General features: G+C 71.5%; 12 protein-coding genes. 6 read left to right on the top strand and 6 right to left on the bottom strand.

Features of this window, described 5'->3' with window-relative positions; all coding sequences use genetic code 11:
- Positions 1–65 precede the first annotated feature (65 nt).
- Positions 66–1,322: an Ig-like domain-containing protein gene (locus tag ACIP89_RS12385; protein WP_401920201.1), complete on the bottom strand. Its 1,257-nt coding sequence runs from the start codon at positions 1,320–1,322 to the stop codon at positions 66–68.
- A 311-nt stretch (positions 1,323–1,633) separates the two neighbouring features.
- A complete protein-coding gene (locus ACIP89_RS12390; RefSeq protein ID WP_402114695.1) occupies positions 1,634–2,875 on the bottom strand; it encodes an Ig-like domain-containing protein in 1,242 nt (413 codons plus the stop codon).
- 154 nt (positions 2,876–3,029) lie between these two features.
- Between ACIP89_RS12390 and glgX the strand changes: the two genes are divergently transcribed.
- Entirely contained in the window at positions 3,030–5,273 is a 2,244-nt protein-coding gene (glgX, locus tag ACIP89_RS12395; RefSeq protein ID WP_402114697.1) for a glycogen debranching protein GlgX, read from the top strand.
- Between the two features lie 9 nt (positions 5,274–5,282).
- Here glgX and ACIP89_RS12400 read toward each other — a convergent pair whose 3' ends face one another.
- The 4 genes from ACIP89_RS12400 to ACIP89_RS12415 are packed head-to-tail and all read right to left on the bottom strand — an operon-like array spanning position 5,283 to position 9,014.
- Positions 5,283–5,933 carry a response regulator gene (locus ACIP89_RS12400; RefSeq protein WP_402114700.1) on the bottom strand — a complete coding sequence of 217 codons (651 nt, stop codon included), beginning with the start codon at positions 5,931–5,933 and terminating at the stop codon, positions 5,283–5,285.
- Positions 5,934–5,977: 44 nt separating this feature from the next.
- Positions 5,978–7,267: a sensor histidine kinase gene (locus tag ACIP89_RS12405; RefSeq protein WP_402114703.1), complete on the bottom strand. Its 1,290-nt coding sequence runs from the start codon at positions 7,265–7,267 to the stop codon at positions 5,978–5,980.
- Positions 7,268–7,288: 21 nt separating this feature from the next.
- Entirely contained in the window at positions 7,289–8,077 is a 789-nt protein-coding gene (locus ACIP89_RS12410; protein WP_401928048.1) for an ABC transporter permease, read from the bottom strand.
- Between the two features lies 1 nt (position 8,078).
- Positions 8,079–9,014, bottom strand: a complete 936-nt coding sequence (locus ACIP89_RS12415) for an ABC transporter ATP-binding protein (protein ID WP_402114705.1) — start codon at positions 9,012–9,014, stop codon at positions 8,079–8,081.
- Between the two features lie 170 nt (positions 9,015–9,184).
- On the opposite strand from ACIP89_RS12415, the gene ACIP89_RS12420 reads away from it, so the two are divergent.
- The 5 genes from ACIP89_RS12420 to ACIP89_RS12440 all read left to right on the top strand — a co-directional run bounded on the left by ACIP89_RS12420 (position 9,185) and on the right by ACIP89_RS12440 (position 15,921).
- Positions 9,185–11,047, top strand: a complete 1,863-nt coding sequence (locus tag ACIP89_RS12420; protein WP_402114708.1) for an ABC transporter ATP-binding protein — start codon at positions 9,185–9,187, stop codon at positions 11,045–11,047.
- On the top strand, positions 11,044–12,903 hold the full coding sequence (locus tag ACIP89_RS12425; RefSeq protein WP_402114710.1) for an ABC transporter ATP-binding protein: 1,860 nt from the start codon (positions 11,044–11,046) through the stop codon (positions 12,901–12,903). The genes ACIP89_RS12420 and ACIP89_RS12425 overlap by 4 nt, the downstream gene beginning before the upstream one ends.
- A gap of 168 nt (positions 12,904–13,071) precedes the next feature.
- The gene (locus tag ACIP89_RS12430; protein WP_401928042.1) at positions 13,072–13,200 is read left to right on the top strand and encodes a hypothetical protein; all 129 of its coding nucleotides are present in this window, start codon (positions 13,072–13,074) and stop codon (positions 13,198–13,200) included.
- Between the two features lie 84 nt (positions 13,201–13,284).
- Positions 13,285–13,689 carry a hypothetical protein gene (locus ACIP89_RS12435; protein ID WP_402114713.1) on the top strand — a complete coding sequence of 135 codons (405 nt, stop codon included), beginning with the start codon at positions 13,285–13,287 and terminating at the stop codon, positions 13,687–13,689.
- A 186-nt stretch (positions 13,690–13,875) separates the two neighbouring features.
- On the top strand, positions 13,876–15,921 hold the full coding sequence (locus ACIP89_RS12440; protein ID WP_401920224.1) for a M4 family metallopeptidase: 2,046 nt from the start codon (positions 13,876–13,878) through the stop codon (positions 15,919–15,921).
- The last annotated feature ends 1 nt before the right edge of the window (position 15,922 follow it).

Genomic DNA, 15,922 nt, shown 5'->3' on the forward strand with positions numbered 1-15,922 from the left:
GGCCCCCGGACCACAGTGTGGTCCGGGGGCCGGCGTCATGCGTGTCCGTGGTCAGTGCCGCGGGGTTACTTGGTCCACTGCGCCCAGTCCATGTTCCAGCCGTTGAGGCCGTTGTCCGGCGGGATCGTCTTGTCGTGGGAGTTCGTCACGACCACGACGTCGCCGATGAGCGAGTTGTTGAAGAACCAGGCCGCCGGGGTGCTCGGGTCACCGCCGCCCCGCGCGTCCAGCATGCCGACGCAGCCGTGGCTGGTGTTGGTGTTGCCGAAGACGCCGGAACCGCCCCAGTAGTTGCCGTGGATGAAGGTGCCGGACGTGGACAGGCGCATCGCGTGCGGCACGTCCTTGATGTCGTACTCACCGCCGAAGCCGACGGTGTCACCGTTCATCCGGGTCACCCGGAGCTTCTCGCTGATGACCATCTTGCCGTTGTACGTGGTGGTGGCCGGGGCACCGGCGGAGATCGCGATGTCCTTGATCTGCTTGCCGTCGCGGACGACCTTCATCCGGTGCGTGTCCGCGTCCACGGTGCTGACCTGGCGGCGGCCGACGGTGAACGACACCGTCTTGGCCTGCTTGCCGTAGACCCCCGGGCGCCCCTCGACGCCGTCGAGGTTGAGCTTCACGGTCACCTTGGTGCCGGCCGCCCAGTAGTCCTGCGGCCGGAAGTCCAGGCGGTCGTTGCCGAACCAGTGGCCCGCGATCTCGACGGCCGGCTCCGCGGTCACCTTGATGGCCTTCTCGACGGCCTCCGGGTCGGTGATGCCGCGGGTGAAGTGGATCGAGACCGGCATGCCGACACCGACCGTGGAACCGTCCTCCGGGGTGTACTGCCCGATGAAGGTGTTCTTCGGGACCAGCGTGGTGAACGCGGTGTCCTTGGCGGACTCACGGCCCTTCTCGTCCTTGGCCACGGCGTGGACCTTGTACTTGGTCGCCGAGGCCAGGTGCTGGTCCGGCTCCCAGCTCGCGCCGTCCGCCGCGATCTTCCCCTCGACCTCGGCCCCCTTGGGGTCGGAGACCTTGACCGTGGAGAGCTTCCCCTGCTCGGCCGAGATCTTCAGCGCCCCGCTGGTGGCGACGGAGTCGGCACCGTCCTGCGGGGCGACCTTCACCACGGCCTGGGAGGCGCTGGTGTCACCGGACCCGGCCCCGCCCTTGCCGGCGCCGCCCTTGCTCGCGTCCCCGCTGTCCTCGCCGCCGCACGCCGTCACCAGCAGCAGCAGCGCGCCCAGCACCAGGGCCAGCAGCCCGGTGGGCCCGCGTCCGCGCCGCCCGCTGTCCGCCCTGACCGATGTCCCCGATATCGGCTGCCCGTTCAATGTGGTCGTCTCCCCTCGCACGGCCTGGCCCCGCCAAGGCCGGCCCTGGGAGCTCGCAGGCTCCCGCCCCCGCGCGCTGCATATGCGCGCTCAGCGAAAGATAATCACACCGGCTGCGGACAGATCTCCTCCGGAATGTCACCGTTCCGTCCCAACTGGTTCAGGACTTGCCCTGGTCGGAGGCTCCGTCCGCGCGAGGGGCTGCACGGGGCGGCGGCCCGGCCCCTCCCGGAGGCTCCGAGAGGGGCCGGAAGGCTCCCGGACGGGACGGCGAAGGCTCCGGGACAGACCGGCGAGGGCCCCAGGACGGCTCAGTGGACGGCGGAACCCGCCTTCCACTGCTGCCAGTTCATGTTCCAGCCGCTCAGCCCGTTGTCCGGTGCCACCTGCTTGTCCTTGGAGTTGACGACCTCGACGACGTCACCGATGAGGGTCCGGTCGAAGAACCAGCCGGCCGGGGTGGACCCGCTGCCGCCCCGCTCGTCACGGAGCCCGATGCAGCCGTGGCTGACGTTGGTCGAGCCGAAGATGTCCTCGTCCGACCAGTAGTTGCCGTGCAGGAAGGTGCCGGACTCGGTGAGCCGGATCGCGTGCGGCACGTCCTTGATGTCGTACTCGCCGCCGAAGCCGACGGTCCGCCCGTCCATCCGGGTCACCTCGTGCATCTCGCTGACCACCATCTTGCCGTTGTACGTGGTCGTCGTCGGGGAGCCCGCCGTGATCGGGACCGTGGAGACGATCTCCCCGTCCCGGCGCACCTGCATGGTGTGCGCGGCCGAATCCACCCGGGACATCTGATCCCGGCCCACAGTGAAGCGCACGGTCTTGCGCTGGCTGCCGTACACCTGCGGCGCCCCTTCCACATCGCGCAGCCCCACCTCGACGGTGACCTCGGTTCCCGGCTCCCAGTACGCGGCCGGGCGGAAGTCCAGCCGGTCGGCACCGAACCAGTGCCCGGCCACCTCGACCGGCGGATCGCTGGTCACCCGGATGGCCCGCTGCACGGCCGCCCTGCGGGTGACCGGGCGGCTGAACTCGAAGGAGACGATCATGCCGGTGCCGACCGTGGACCGGTTCTCCGGCTTGAAGTAGCCGATGAAGCGGTGCTCGGGCACCACCGTGGTGAAGGTGGTGTGGCGGGCGGAGCGGTGTCCGGCGCCGTCCACCGCCACCGCGTCGACGCTGTACTTGGCGGCGAGCCCGAGCCGGCCCGCCGCGCCCCGCGTCGTCTGTGGCGTCCACGAAAGGCCGTCCTTCGCGATCAGGCCCCTCAGCTCCTGCCGCTGCGCGTCCTCGATCCGGGTCACCTTGACGCTCTCCAGCCGCCCGTCCGGGACCTTCACCTCGACCTTGCTGTCCGCCTTCACGTCCTCTGCCCGGTCCCGCGGGGTGATCCGGATCGCCTCCTGCGGCGACCGGGACTTCCCGCCGATGATCGAACCGGCACCCGAACAGCCGGTCAGAACAACCAGTACGGCCAGTACGACGAGCAGTCCCGGCCGTCTCAGCACGGTGGCCTGTCTCGCGCCTGCCTTCTTCGCTACGTGGTTCACGTCCCCCCAACGACCGGGGCCGCCGGAGGGAAACGTGAGTGCGGGGCCACTCGTGGGCAGAACAGAGGGGACGACCACACTCGGGGAGCCGCGGCCGGGACGCCGCGCGCTCCCTTTCGGTGCCGGTCCCCCAAGAGCCGCGGGAGGCGAGCAGGTGTCGAGCGCAGCCGAGCAGGAGGCAGTGCCGAAGACGGGTCCGAGACCGGCCGGCCGGGCGGTGGAACGGCCCGCCACCGCCCCCGGGCAGCGGGCGCCCGCCGTGTGGCCCGGTACGCCGATGCCGCTCGGAGCCCGCTACCGGGTGGGGCCCGACGGGGTGGCGGGCACCAACTTCGCGCTCTGGGCGGGCGGGGCGGAGGCCGTGGAGCTGTGCCTCTTCGAGGAGGACGGCACCGAGACCCGGCTGCCGCTGACCGAGCTGACCCACGAGATCTGGCACGGCTTCGTACCCGGTGTGCGGGCCGGTCAGCGCTACGGCTACCGGGTGCACGGCCGCTGGGACCCGTGGACGGGCGCCCGCTGGAACCCGGCCAAGCTGCTCCTCGATCCGTACGCACGGGCCGTGGACGGCGATTTCACCCTTCCGGCCGAGGTGTACGGCCATGTGAGGGACTGGCCCGAGCAGCAGGCCGCGGACACCGTGCGCGACGAACGGGACTCCGCTCCGTACGTCCCCAAGGGGGTGGTCGTCCACGATGACGACGACTGGGCCGAGGACCGGCGGCCCAAGACGCCCTGGGCCGACTCCGTCATCTACGAACTGCACGTGCGCGGCTTCACCGAGCGCCACCCGGGCATCCCGGAGGAGCTGCGGGGCACCTACGCCGGACTCGCGCACCCCGTGGCGATCGGGCATCTGAAGCACCTCGGGGTGACGGCCGTGGAGCTGCTGCCGGTCCATCAGTTCGCCCATGAGGACCATCTGCTGCGGCGGGGGCTGCACAACTACTGGGGATACAACTCGATCGGCTACTTCGCCCCGCACGCCGGCTACTGCGCGAGCGGCACCGCGGGCCAGCAGGTCGGCGAGTTCAAACGGATGGTCCGCGCCATGCACGACGCCGGGATCGAGGTGATCCTCGACGTGGTCTACAACCACACGGCGGAGGCGGGCGAGCTGGGCCCGACGCTGTCACTGCGCGGCATCGACAACCGCGGCTACTACCGGCTCCAGTCCGACGCCCGCAGATACGCCGACTACACCGGCTGCGGCAACACCCTGCACGTGGTGCAGCCGAACGTGCTGCGGCTGATCACCGACTCACTGCGGTACTGGGTCACCGAGATGGGCGTGGACGGCTTCCGCTTCGACCTGGCGGCGGCGCTCGCCCGCTCGATGCACGACGTGGACATGCTCTCCCCGTTCCTCGCGGTGATCGCCCAGGACCCGGTGCTGCGCCGGGTGAAACTGATCGCGGAGCCGTGGGACGTGGGCAACGGCGGCTACCAGGTCGGCGCCTTCCCGCCGCTGTGGACCGAGTGGAACGACCGCTACCGCGACGCCGTGCGGGACTTCTGGCGCGGCGCGCTGCCCGACGTACGCGATCTCGGCTACCGGCTGACCGGATCGAGCGACCTGTACGCGTGGGGCGGCCGCCGCCCGTACGCCTCGGTCAACTTCGTCACCGCGCACGACGGCTTCACCCTGCGCGACCTGGTGAGCTACGAGCAGAAGCACAACGAGGCCAACGGCGAGGGCAACCGCGACGGCACCTCCGACAACCGGTCCTGGAACTGCGGCGCCGAGGGCGAGACCGACGACCCCCAGGTCAACGCGGTGCGCCTGCGCCAGCTGCGCAACCTGCTCACCACCCTGCTGCTGTCCACGGGGGTTCCGATGCTGGTCGCGGGCGACGAGATGGGCCGCACCCAGGGCGGCAACAACAACGCCTACTGCCAGGACAACGAGGTCAGCTGGGTCGACTGGTCGCTGCTGGAGCAGCCGCGGTGGCGGGCGCTGACCGAGCTGACGGCCCGGGTGCTGGCGCTGCGCCACGCCCATCCGGTGCTGCGCCGCCGCGCCTTCTTCTCCGGCCGGCCTCAGGCCCCGGACGGGCTGCGGGATCTGGCGTGGTTCACCCCGCAGGGGGCCGAGATGACGGAGCAGGACTGGTACGCCCCGGCCGCGACGGTCGGGCTCTACCTCTCCGGCCGGGACATCCCGGGCCGGGACGCCCGGGGCGAGCCGGTGACCGACGACAGCTTCCTCGCGGTGCTGCACGCCGGTGACCGTCCGGTGGACTTCCGGCTGCCGGGGCCGCCGTGGGCGCGGGACTACGAACTGGTCCTGGACACCGCGCGGGAGGACCAGTCCACCGCACCGGGCACGGTCCACCGGGGCGACTCCGCTCTCACGGTGCCCTCGCGATCGTTCCTGCTGCTGCGGGTACGGGAGTGAGCCGGGCACTCAGCCCAGGATTCCCCGCTCGTACGCGACGGCGACGGCCGCCGCGCGGTCCTTGGCGCCCAGCTTGGCGAAGACATGGGTGAGGTGCGTCTTCACCGTGGCCTCGCTGATGAACAGCAGGGCGGCGATCTCCCGGTTCGACGTCCCCCTGGCGACGAGTTCGAGCACTTCGCGCTCCCGCGCGGAGAGCGTCTCACCGCCGGCCGCGGCGGGCGCGCGCACCCGGGAGACGAGCCGGGACGCGATGGCGGGCGACAGGACGGTGCGGCCGTCGGCGGCGGCGCGCACTCCGGTGAACAGCTCCTCGCGCGGAGCGTCCTTGAGCAGGTATCCGGTCGCACCCGCCTCGATCGCGGGCAGGGTGTCGGAGTCGGTGTCGTACGTGGTGAGGACCAGGACCCTGGAGCGGGCGCCGCGCCGGGTCAGTTCGGTGATGGCCGCGACTCCGCCGCCGCCGGGCATCCGGAGGTCCATCAGGACGACGTCGGGGTCGAGCCGGACGGCCATCTCGACGCCCTCGACCCCGTCGGCCGCCTCGCCGAGCACCTCGAACTCCGGCGCGGACGCGAACATCCCGCGCAGCCCGTCCCGTACGACGGGGTGGTCGTCGACGACGATCAGGGTGAAGACGCGCGCGGGTTCCTCAGCCATAGCGGCCCACCGTACTGTGCCCGCGCCCGCCTGCCGGCCGGAGGTCACCCGACGGCGTCCCGGTCGTCGCGGACCAGCGGGACCCGGGCGCAGACCGCGGTGCCGAGACCGGGGCCCGTCTCCACCTCGACCGTGCCCGCGATCCGTTCGGCACGCGCCCGCATGCCGCCGAGCCCGAATCCGCCGGCGCCCCGGTACGGCCGCACCGCGCCGGGGTCGAAGCCGCGACCGTCGTCCCGCACGTCGAGGGTGATCTCGTCGCCCATGTAGGACAGGGTGACGCCGGTCCGGGAGGCGGCGGCGTGGCGGCCGGCGTTGGCGAGGGCCTCCTCCGCGATCCGGAGCAGGGTGGCGCCGACCTCGTCGTGCAGCGGCTCCGCCGTGCCGGTGACGGTGAACTCGGCCCGGACGCCGGTCCGCTCCGACCAGGTGGTGACCGTCTTCCTGAGGGCGCCGGGCAGATCGTCGTGCTCCAGCGCGGCCGGCACCAGATTGTGCACGGAGCGGCGCGCCTCGCCCAGGCTGTGCCTGGCCAGCGCGGTGGCCCGCAGGAGGTGCTCCCCGGCCAGCTCCGGATCGGTGACCGCCGCCGACGTCACGGCCTGGAGCTGGGCGATGATTCCGGTCAGCCCCTGGGCGATGGTGTCGTGGATCTCGGCGGCGATCCGGCTCCGCTCGTCGGCCACGCCGGCCTCACGGGCCTGGACCAGGAGCTGGGCGTGCAGTCCGGCGTTCTCCGCCATGGCCTGTTCGAGCCGGGCGTTGGCCAGCTCCAGGGCGGCGATGGTCTCGTCCCGGGTACGGGACTGCTCCGCCTCCCGGCTGCCGATCTGGGCGAAGACCATGGTGAGGGTCCCGTGCAGGGCGAAGAGGATGACGAAGGCGATCCAGTTCATGAGGCTGACGGGCGGCAGTCCGCTGCCGGACTGTGAGCCCGCCATGATGGCGGCGGTGGCCAGCAGCCCGGCCCTGACGCCCCTGCGCGGGAGCAGCCGGGCGGCGTCGAAGTAGCCGAGCGTCGTGAAGATGGCGAAGAACGGGTTGCACCAGGTCAGCCAGAAGGCCAGCAGGGTGCGGACGACGAAGTAGGACTGCGCCGCCCGCGACCCCGCCGCCGTCCACGTCCGTCCCCACCAGAGCTGGAGGACGAGGGCCAGCGGAACGAGGACCGAGACGGCGTACATGTCCTGGCGGGACATGATCAGGTCACCGGTCACGGCCGAGACCGCGGTGGCCAGGGCGAGCAGCCCGTACGGTCCGTACCGGAAGAACCGCTCCCACCACTGCTCGGCCGTCGGCGCCCCGGACACGGCTTCCCGCTCATCCACCCACATGGCTGAAGTCTCCCCGGTCCCCTACTCCCAGCGGAACGTGCGGATCGCGACCGCCGCCACCGCCACCGCCCACAGCACCATCACCCCGAGGCAGCCCCAGCTCGGCCAGGCTCCGGAGGCCGCCCGGTCCAGCGCCTGGGAGGCCGCGCCGAACGGGGTGGCCTGGACGATGTGGCGGAGGGTGCCTGGCATGGCCTGCACCGGCACCCAGACGCCCGCCGTGAACATCATCGGGAAGAAGACGACCGAGCCGATGGCGGCCGAGATCTTGGTGGTGCGGGAGACCGCGCAGACCAGCGAGCCCAGGGCCAGCACGCAGGCGACCGCCAGCAGCAGCGCCAGCAGGTAGCCGAAGGGCTGTCCGGGCAGCCGCACACCGAACGCGATCCGGCCGACCGCCATCACCAGCACGGCGGAACCGAGCGCCGCGACACCGTGCAGGACGATCTGCGCGCCGAGCAGGGCCGCCGGCCGCACCGGAGTGACGGACATCCGGCGCAGGATGCCGCGCTCGCGGTAGCCGGTCAGTACGGGCGGCATCGCCTGGAGCCCCGCCATGATCATGGCGAGCAGCACCGCCACGGGGACGTAGAGGTCGATCACGCGCCGGCCGCCGAGCCCGTCGTCGTGCTCCCGGAAGGACGGGATCAGTCCCAGGACCGTCATCAGCACGGTCGGGAAGACCAGGATCCAGAAGAGGCTGCCGGGTTCGCGCAGGAAGAGCCGGGTCTCGGACCTGAGGACCGCGAACGAGGCGCCGGCGGGGGCGGGGCGGGGGGTGCGTGCGGGGGCGGTGTGCGAAGCAGCCATCTCAGACTCCCCGTTCCGTGGGTTCGTAGCCGGCGGCCGGGCCGGAGTGCTCGGTGAGGTCGAGGAACGCGTCGTCCAGGGTGGCTTCGGAGACGCGCAGTTGGTGCGCGGTGATACGGAGCCGGGCCAGCAGCGAGATGACGGCGTTGACGGTCTCGTCGGTGCCGTTGATGACGATGCGGCCGCCCCGGCTGTCGCACGAGGCCGCGCCGGGCAGCCCGGTCAGCTCTTCGTCGAGCGGCCGCGAGGGCGTGAACGAGATGACCGTGGAGCTGCCGGCCCTGGCGATCAGCCCGGAGGGGGTGTCGAGGGCGGCGAGCCGGCCCTTGTCGATCACGGCGATCCGGTCGCAGAGCCGCTGGGCCTCCTCCATGAAGTGGGTGACGAGCAGCACCGTGACGCCGCTGTCGCGTACCTCCTCGATCAGCTTCCAGGTGTCGCGCCGGGCGCGCGGGTCGAGGCCGGTGGTCAGCTCGTCGAGGACCACGACCCGGGGACTGCCGACGAGGGCGAGCGCGATGGACAGCCGCTGCTTCTGGCCGCCGGAGAGCCGGCCGAAGCGGGTGGTGAGCCTGGTGTGCAGGCCGAGCCGTTCGGCCAGCGACCGCCAGTCGGCGGGGTCCGGGTAGAACGCGCTGTAGAGCTCCAGCGCCTCGCCCACCGTGATCTTGGGCTGGAGTTCGCTCTCCTGGAGCTGGGCGCCGAGCAGCAGCGTCACCCGGTCGTGGTCGGCGACGGGGTCGAGCCCGGCCACGCGGACCGTACCGGAGTCGGGGACCCGCAGTCCCTCGACGCATTCGACGGTGGTGGTCTTGCCGGCGCCGTTGGGACCGAGGATCCCGAAGATCTCCCCCTCCTCGACGGTGAAACTCACCCCGTCCACCGCGGGGCGTCCGGCGTAGGCCTTGCGCACCCCGGCCACTTCGATGATTGCCATGACACGAGCGTCCCGGCCCCGGCCCGCGCGCTCAATCCACCATCGCGCTCGAACCGGCATCAGCCGATCGGCTGATGCCGGACTACGACCGTTCCGGTCCCGGCGGCCGCCGGGACCGGAAGGAAAAACCAGATGAACGATGTCAGTGGTGAACCGTAGGCTCGCGCCCGATGCCCGAAGAACATGTAGAGCCCAAGGACCGGTCCACCGCCAACTCCCTGATGCGGCTGTGGCCGTATGTGAAGCCGGTGCGGGTCCGGCTCGCGTCCGCGGTCCTGATCGCGGTCGTCGCCTCGTGCCTCGGGCTGGTGATCCCGTTCGTGCTGAAGTGGATGGTCGACGGCCCGGTCGCCGGCCGGGATCCGGGCGGCGTCTGGCTCGGGGCGCTGTACCTGCTGCTGCTCGGAATCGCGGAGGCGGTCCTGTTCGGCCTCCGGCGCTGGGTGGTGGCGCGTCCGCTGGCCGACGTCGAGGCGTCGATGCGGGCCGCCCTGTACCGGCATCTGCAACGGCTGCCGGTGGCCTTCCACGACCGGTGGCCGTCGGGCCAGCTGCTGTCGCGCGGGACCACGGACCTGATGCTGGTGCGGATGTTCCTGGCCTTTCCGCTGATCTATCTGGTGGTCAACTCCACCACGATCGTCGCCGGGTTCGTGATTCTGCTCGGCCAGGAGTGGACGCTCGGCCTGGTGCTGCTGGTCCCCGTCGTGCCGCTGATGATCGTCTGCTCGGTCTTCGAGGCGAAGTACTCGCTGGTGGCGCGCAAGGCCCAGGACCAGGTCGGCGATCTGACGACGGTGGTCGAGGAGAGCGTGCTCGGCATCCGGATCGTGAAGGGCTTCGGCCGGCACCGCAGCCAGGCCCTGGCGTTCCGCGCCCTCGCCCAGCGGCTGCGGTCCACGGAGCTGGACAAGGCGCGGCTGCTCGCGGGCATCTGGGCCCTCATCACGACGATCCCCGAACTCGCCATCGGAGCGGCGCTGGTGCTCGGCACGATCGAGGTGGCGGACGGCGGTCTTTCGGCGGGCACGCTGGTCGCCTTCCTCTCCACGGCGCTGGCGCTGCGCTGGCCGGTCGAGTCGATCGGCTTCCTGCTGGCGATCTCCCAGGAGTCGGCGTCGGCGACCGACCGGTTCTTCGAGGTGATGGACGTGGCCGAGGAGGAGGAGACCGCGACGCACCGGCCGGCGGGCCCGTCCGGTGCGGAGTCCGGGGCGGGCGGCATGGTCTTCGAGGGGGTCCGGTTCCGTTACCCGGACGCGGCGCCGGACTCCGCCGCCGTGCTGGACCGGATCGATCTGCGGATCCGGCCCGGCGAGACAATGGCCCTGGTCGGGGCCACGGGCAGCGGCAAGACCACGCTCACCGCGCTGGTGCCCCGGCTGCACGACGCCACTTCGGGGCGGATCACCCTGGACGGGGAGGACATCACGGCGATGCCGCGCGAGCGGCTGCGGGAGCTGGTGTCCGTGGCGTTCGAGGAGCCGACGCTCTTCTCCGCGAGTGTGGCGGAGAACGTCCTGATGGGTGCGGAGGGCGCCGGTGAGGACGCGTTGCGGCGGGCGCTCTCGGTCGCGCAGGCCGACTTCGTCCACGATCTGCCGCACGGCACCGGCACCCAGGTCGGTGAGCAGGGGCTGAGCCTCTCCGGCGGTCAGCGCCAGCGCCTCGCGCTGGCCCGCGCCGTCGTCGGCCGGCCGCGCTTCCTGGTGCTCGACGACCCGCTCTCCGCGCTGGACGTGCACACGGAGACGCTGGTCGAGGCGGCGCTGCGCAGTGTGCTGAAGGAGACCACGGCGGTGGTGGTGGCCCACCGGCCGTCCACCGTGATGCTCGCGGACCGGGTGGCGCTCCTGTCGGAGGGCCGGATCAGCGCGGTCGGCACCCATCAGGAACTGCTGCGAAGCAGCGCCGAGTACGCCTGGCTGATGTCCGGCGCGGAGCTCCCGGACGCCGTGGACGCGTTCCCGGCGGGCCCCGGCACCGACATCCTGGACGTGTACGCCCCTGCCGAGGAGGGCAGCAGCCGATGACCAGCACCACGACGGGACGGCCCACGGAAGAGGGCGAAGAGAAGCCCGCGCCGGCCCCGGCCCCCAAGGACTCCTTCGACCGCGACGACCTCCCCACTGCCCGTAGCGCGACGCGCGAGCTGCTCCTGTCGCTGCTCCGCCCGCACCGCGCCCGGGTCGTGGTGGCCGCGCTCTTCCTGCTGGTCCAGCAGATCGCGGTGCAGGCGGGCCCGCTGCTCGTCGCGTACGCCATCGACAGCGGGGTGCCCGCGTTCCGGGACGAGGACTACGGGCCGCTGATCGCCGTGGGCACCGGCTACGCCCTCTGCGCGGCCGGCGCGGGAGCCATGCAGTACGCGTTCATCAGAGCTGCGGCGAGGGTCAACCAGGACGCCCTGCTCGATCTGCGCGGCCGGATCTTCCGCCATGCCCAGGCCCTGAGCGTGGACTTCCACGAGCGGTACACCTCCGGCCGGCTGATCTCCCGCTCCACCACCGATGTGGAGTCGCTGCGGGAGCTGCTCAGCGAGGGGCTCCAGGAGCTGATCGGGGTCGTCCTCTCCTTCGTCTCCATCTCCCTGGTGCTGCTCTGGCTGGACTTCGCGACGGGCGCCGTCGCCGTGCTCTCCTTCGCCCCGCTGTACCTGCTGGTACGGCAGTACCAGCGCCGGGCCGGCGTCATCTTCGCCGCCCGCTCGACGGCGATCGCCGCGGTCATCGTGAAGTTCGCGGAGACGATGAACGGCATCCGGCCCGTCCAGGCGTTCCGCCGGGAGCCGGCCAACGACACGGTGTTCCAGGAACTGAACCACGAGCACCGGCGCACCAACGGCGACGCGATGATCGAGAACGCGCGGTACGTCGCCGGGTCCCGGCTGATCGCCAACACCGCGGTGGCCGCCATCGTGCTGTGGGGTGCCTACCGCGTCGCCTCCGGCACCCTGGCCCTCGGGGTGCTGGCCGCGGTGGTGCTCTATCTGCGGCGGCTGTACGACCCGATCGACCGGCTGAGCATGTTCCTGAACTCCTACCAGTCGGCGGCGGCCTCACTGGCGAAGATCGCGGGCCTGCTGGCCCAGACCCCCACGGTCCCGGAGGCCCTGCAACCGAGGGAGCTGCCGCCGCTGGAGGGCGAACTGCCGGGCCGCGAGGTGGTCTTCGAGGCGGTGAGCTTCGCCTACCGCACGGGCGGTGAGGTGCTCCCCCGCTTCGATCTGACCGTTCCGGCCGGCCAGACGATGGCCGTGGTCGGTTCGACGGGCGCCGGAAAGTCGACGCTCGCCAAGCTGCTGGCCCGCTTCTACGACCCGACCGAGGGCCGGGTGCTGCTGGACGGCACCGATCTGCGGGACCTCGCCGTACCCGAACTGCGGCGCGGGGTGGTGATGGTGACCCAGGAGGCGTTCCTGTTCTCGGGGACCGTCGCCGAGAACATCGCGATCGGCAGCCCGGACGCGACCCGCGAGGAGATCGAGCGGGCCGCGAAGGCGATCGGCGCCCACGAGTTCATCAGCGGCCTGCCCGACGGCTACGACACCGACGTGCGCAAGAGGGGCGGCCGGATCTCGGCCGGCCAGCGCCAACTGGTCGCCTTCGCCCGCGCCCTGCTGGCGAACCCGGCGGTGCTGATCCTCGACGAGGCGACCAGCTCCCTCGACATCCCGGGCGAGCGGGCGGTGCAGCGGGCGATGGACACCGTGCTGCACGGCCGCACCGCGGTGGTGATCGCCCACCGGCTGTCGACCGTGGAGATCGCGGACCGGGTCCTGGTGATGGAGCACGGCCGCATCGTGGAGGACGGCGCCCCCGCCGAACTCATCGGCGGCACGGGCCGGTTCGCGGGGCTGCACCGGGTGTGGCGGGAGAGCCTGGTCTGAGCGGCGGGGTGCGCTGCCGAGACCGCCGGTTCCGGACGTGATCGGCACGGACCGGTGCGTGGTGGGCAGGCACCAGGACACGCGGGTGCCCCGGTGCGGGCGCACCGGGGCGGAACGGCGGCGTGGGACGATGCCCGGCGCGGTGTCGGCGGGGAGTGGGGTGTCGCCATGGCGACGGCCACGAAGGCGCTGTCCGTGCTGCGCGCGGAGGGCCTGGCGCTGTCCGTGCCGGGCGTCGGCACCGTGATCACGGAGCGTGGACCGCGGCGCGCGGCCGCCGGGAGGGCCCGGCGCTGAACCTCGAACGGATCGTGGGCGCCGCCGTCGGACTGCCCGACCCGAGGGGCTGCCGTCGGTGTCGACGCGGCGGGCCGCGACGGTGTGGGCACGTCCACGATGGCGCTGTACCGCCATGTCCCGGGCAAGGCCGAGCCGGTGCGGCTGATGTCGGAGGCGGCCCTCGGTGAGCGTCCGCTCGGACCCGTACCGCAGCGCCGGCGGACCGGGCTGCAACTCGCCTCCCGCCGGCTGCGCGCGATGTACGGGCGGCATCCGTGGATGGTCCAGGCGGTGGCGCCGGCGCCCGGCATGGAGGCGCGGGCGCTCCAGGACACCGGGCTTTCGGACGAGGAGTGGATGACGCGGAACGAGCCACAGTTCGAAGCTGTCTCGACAGGTGGTCACTTCCCGGTTCTTCACCGTCTTTTCGAACACGAGACTTCGAGCCGTACCTCGGCGTCCTCTTCGAATTCGGGCTCCGCAGGACTCTGGACGGCATCGCGGTGATGATCGGCGAAACGTCCGCTTAACGAACATGACCATTACCGCAACGGACGAATTCCGGCCATCTTGTTGACGCGGTCCTGACAGCAACACCCTTCTGCTGACACTGTTCACCCCGTTCTGCGCACTGCCTGCTCTGCCCGGACGGCTCACTCAGCCGCCGGTACCCCCCTTGCAGAAGGAGTCCGCGTGAGATCCACGCCCAGCCGTCGTACCACCGCGACCGGCGCTCTGATAGCCGCAGCAGCTCTCCTGGCCGCCGGAGTCCAGACCGGCACAGCCACCGCAACACCGGCCGGCGACACCGGCGCCGCCGCCATCACCGCCGCGGCATCCGCGGGCGCCGACCACGGCGCACTGCCCCGGCAGCTCTCCCCCTCCCAGCGCGCGGAGCTGATCCGCGAGGCGAACGCGAGCAAGGCGGCCACCGCCAAGGACCTCGGTCTCGGCTCGCAGGAGAAGCTCGTCGTCCGGGACGTGATCCAGGACAACGACGGCACCACGCACACCCGTTACGAGCGCACCTTCGGCGGGCTCCCGGTGCTCGGCGGCGACCTGATCGTCGAGGCGTCGAAGGCGGGCGCGACCCAGAGCGTCACCAAGGCGTCCAAGGCGACCACCGCCCAGCTGAAGGCCGTGGACACGACCGCGAAGGTCGCCCCGGCGGCGGCCGAGAAGCAGGCACTCGGCGCCGCGAAGGCCGACGGCTCGGCGAAGACCGCTGCCGAGAAGGCGCCCCGCAAGGTCGTCTGGATGGCGAGCGGCACACCGCAGCTCGCCTACGAGACCGTGGTCGGCGGGCTCCAGGACGACGGCACCCCCAACGCGCTGCACGTCGTCACGGACGCGACCACCGGCGCGAAGCTCTACGAGTGGCAGGGCATCGAGAAGGGCACCGGCAACACCGAGTACAGCGGGCAGGTCACGCTCAACACCTCGGGGTCCTACAACCTGACCGACACCACCCGCGGCAACCACAAGACGTACAACCTGAACCACGGTTCGTCGGGTACGGGCACCCTCTTCTCCGGCTCGGACGACATCTGGGGTGACGGCACCCCCCAGAACGCCGAGACCGCCGCAGCCGACGCGCACTACGGTGCGGCCGAGACGTGGGACTACTACAAGAACGTCCACGGCCGGACGGGCATCAGGGGTGACGGCGTCGGCGCGTACTCCCGCGTCCACTACGGCAACAGCTACGTCAACGCCTTCTGGGACGACAGCTGCTTCTGCATGACGTACGGCGACGGCAGCGGGAACGCCTCCCCGCTGACCGCGCTGGACGTGGCCGCGCACGAGATGACGCACGGCGTCACCTCGAACACCGCGGGTCTGAACTACAGCGGTGAGTCCGGCGGCCTCAACGAGGCGACCAGCGACATCTTCGCCACCGCCGTCGAGTTCTACTCCAACAACGCCAGCGACAAGGGCGACTACCTCATCGGCGAGAAGATCGACATCAACGGCGACGGCACCCCGCTGCGCTACCAGGACAAGCCGAGCAGGGACGGACTGTCCAAGGACGCCTGGTACTCCGGCATCGGGAACGTCGACGTGCACTACTCGTCGGGCCCGGCCAACCACTTCTTCTACCTGCTCTCGGAGGGCAGCGGCGCCAAGACCATCAACGGCGTCTCGTACAACTCCCCGACCTCCGACGGCCTGCCGGTGACCGGCATCGGCCGCGACAAGGCCGCGCTGATCTGGTTCAAGGCGCTCACCACCAAGTTCAGCTCCACCACCAACTACGCGGGTGCCCGTACGGGCACGCTCGCCGCGGCCGGTGAGCTGTACGGCACGACCAGCGCCGAGTACAAGGCCGTGGCCGACGCCTGGGCCGGCATCAACGTCGGCGCCCGTCCCGGCGGCGGCACGGACCCCGGCGGCACGGTCTTCGAGAACACCACCGTCACGGCCATCCCGGACCACGGTTCGGCCGTCACCAGCTCGGTCAACGTCACCGGCCGCACCGGCAACGCCCCGAGCACCCTCAAGGTCGGCGTGGACATCACCCACACCTACCGCGGTGACCTGGTCATCGACCTGGTCGCCCCGGACGGCACGGCCTACCGGCTGAAGAACTCCTCCTCCACCGACTCGGCGGACAACGTCCAGACCACGTACACGGTCAACGCCTCCTCCGAGGTGGCGAACGGTACCTGGAAGCTGAAGGTCCAGGACGTCTACTCGGGCGACACCGGGAAGATCAACAGCTTCAAGCTCACCTTCTGAA

The sequence above is a fragment of the Streptomyces sp. NPDC088730 genome, from assembly GCF_044751215.1.
In the GTDB taxonomy this organism is placed as follows: domain Bacteria; phylum Actinomycetota; class Actinomycetes; order Streptomycetales; family Streptomycetaceae; genus Streptomyces.

Bases quoted from the DNA above. Each gene is read 5' to 3' on its own strand.
- ACIP89_RS12400 (WP_402114700.1), bottom strand. From the start codon at position 5,933: ATGGCTGAGGAACCCGCGCGCGTCTTCACCCTGATCGTCGTCGACGAC.
- ACIP89_RS12405 (WP_402114703.1), bottom strand. From the start codon at position 7,267: ATGTGGGTGGATGAGCGGGAAGCCGTGTCCGGGGCGCCGACGGCCGAG.
- ACIP89_RS12410 (WP_401928048.1), bottom strand. From the start codon at position 8,077: ATGGCTGCTTCGCACACCGCCCCCGCACGCACCCCCCGCCCCGCCCCC.
- ACIP89_RS12415 (WP_402114705.1), bottom strand. From the start codon at position 9,014: ATGGCAATCATCGAAGTGGCCGGGGTGCGCAAGGCCTACGCCGGACGC.
- ACIP89_RS12420 (WP_402114708.1), top strand. From the start codon at position 9,185: ATGCCCGAAGAACATGTAGAGCCCAAGGACCGGTCCACCGCCAACTCC.
- ACIP89_RS12425 (WP_402114710.1), top strand. From the start codon at position 11,044: ATGACCAGCACCACGACGGGACGGCCCACGGAAGAGGGCGAAGAGAAG.
- ACIP89_RS12430 (WP_401928042.1), top strand. From the start codon at position 13,072: ATGGCGACGGCCACGAAGGCGCTGTCCGTGCTGCGCGCGGAGGGCCTG.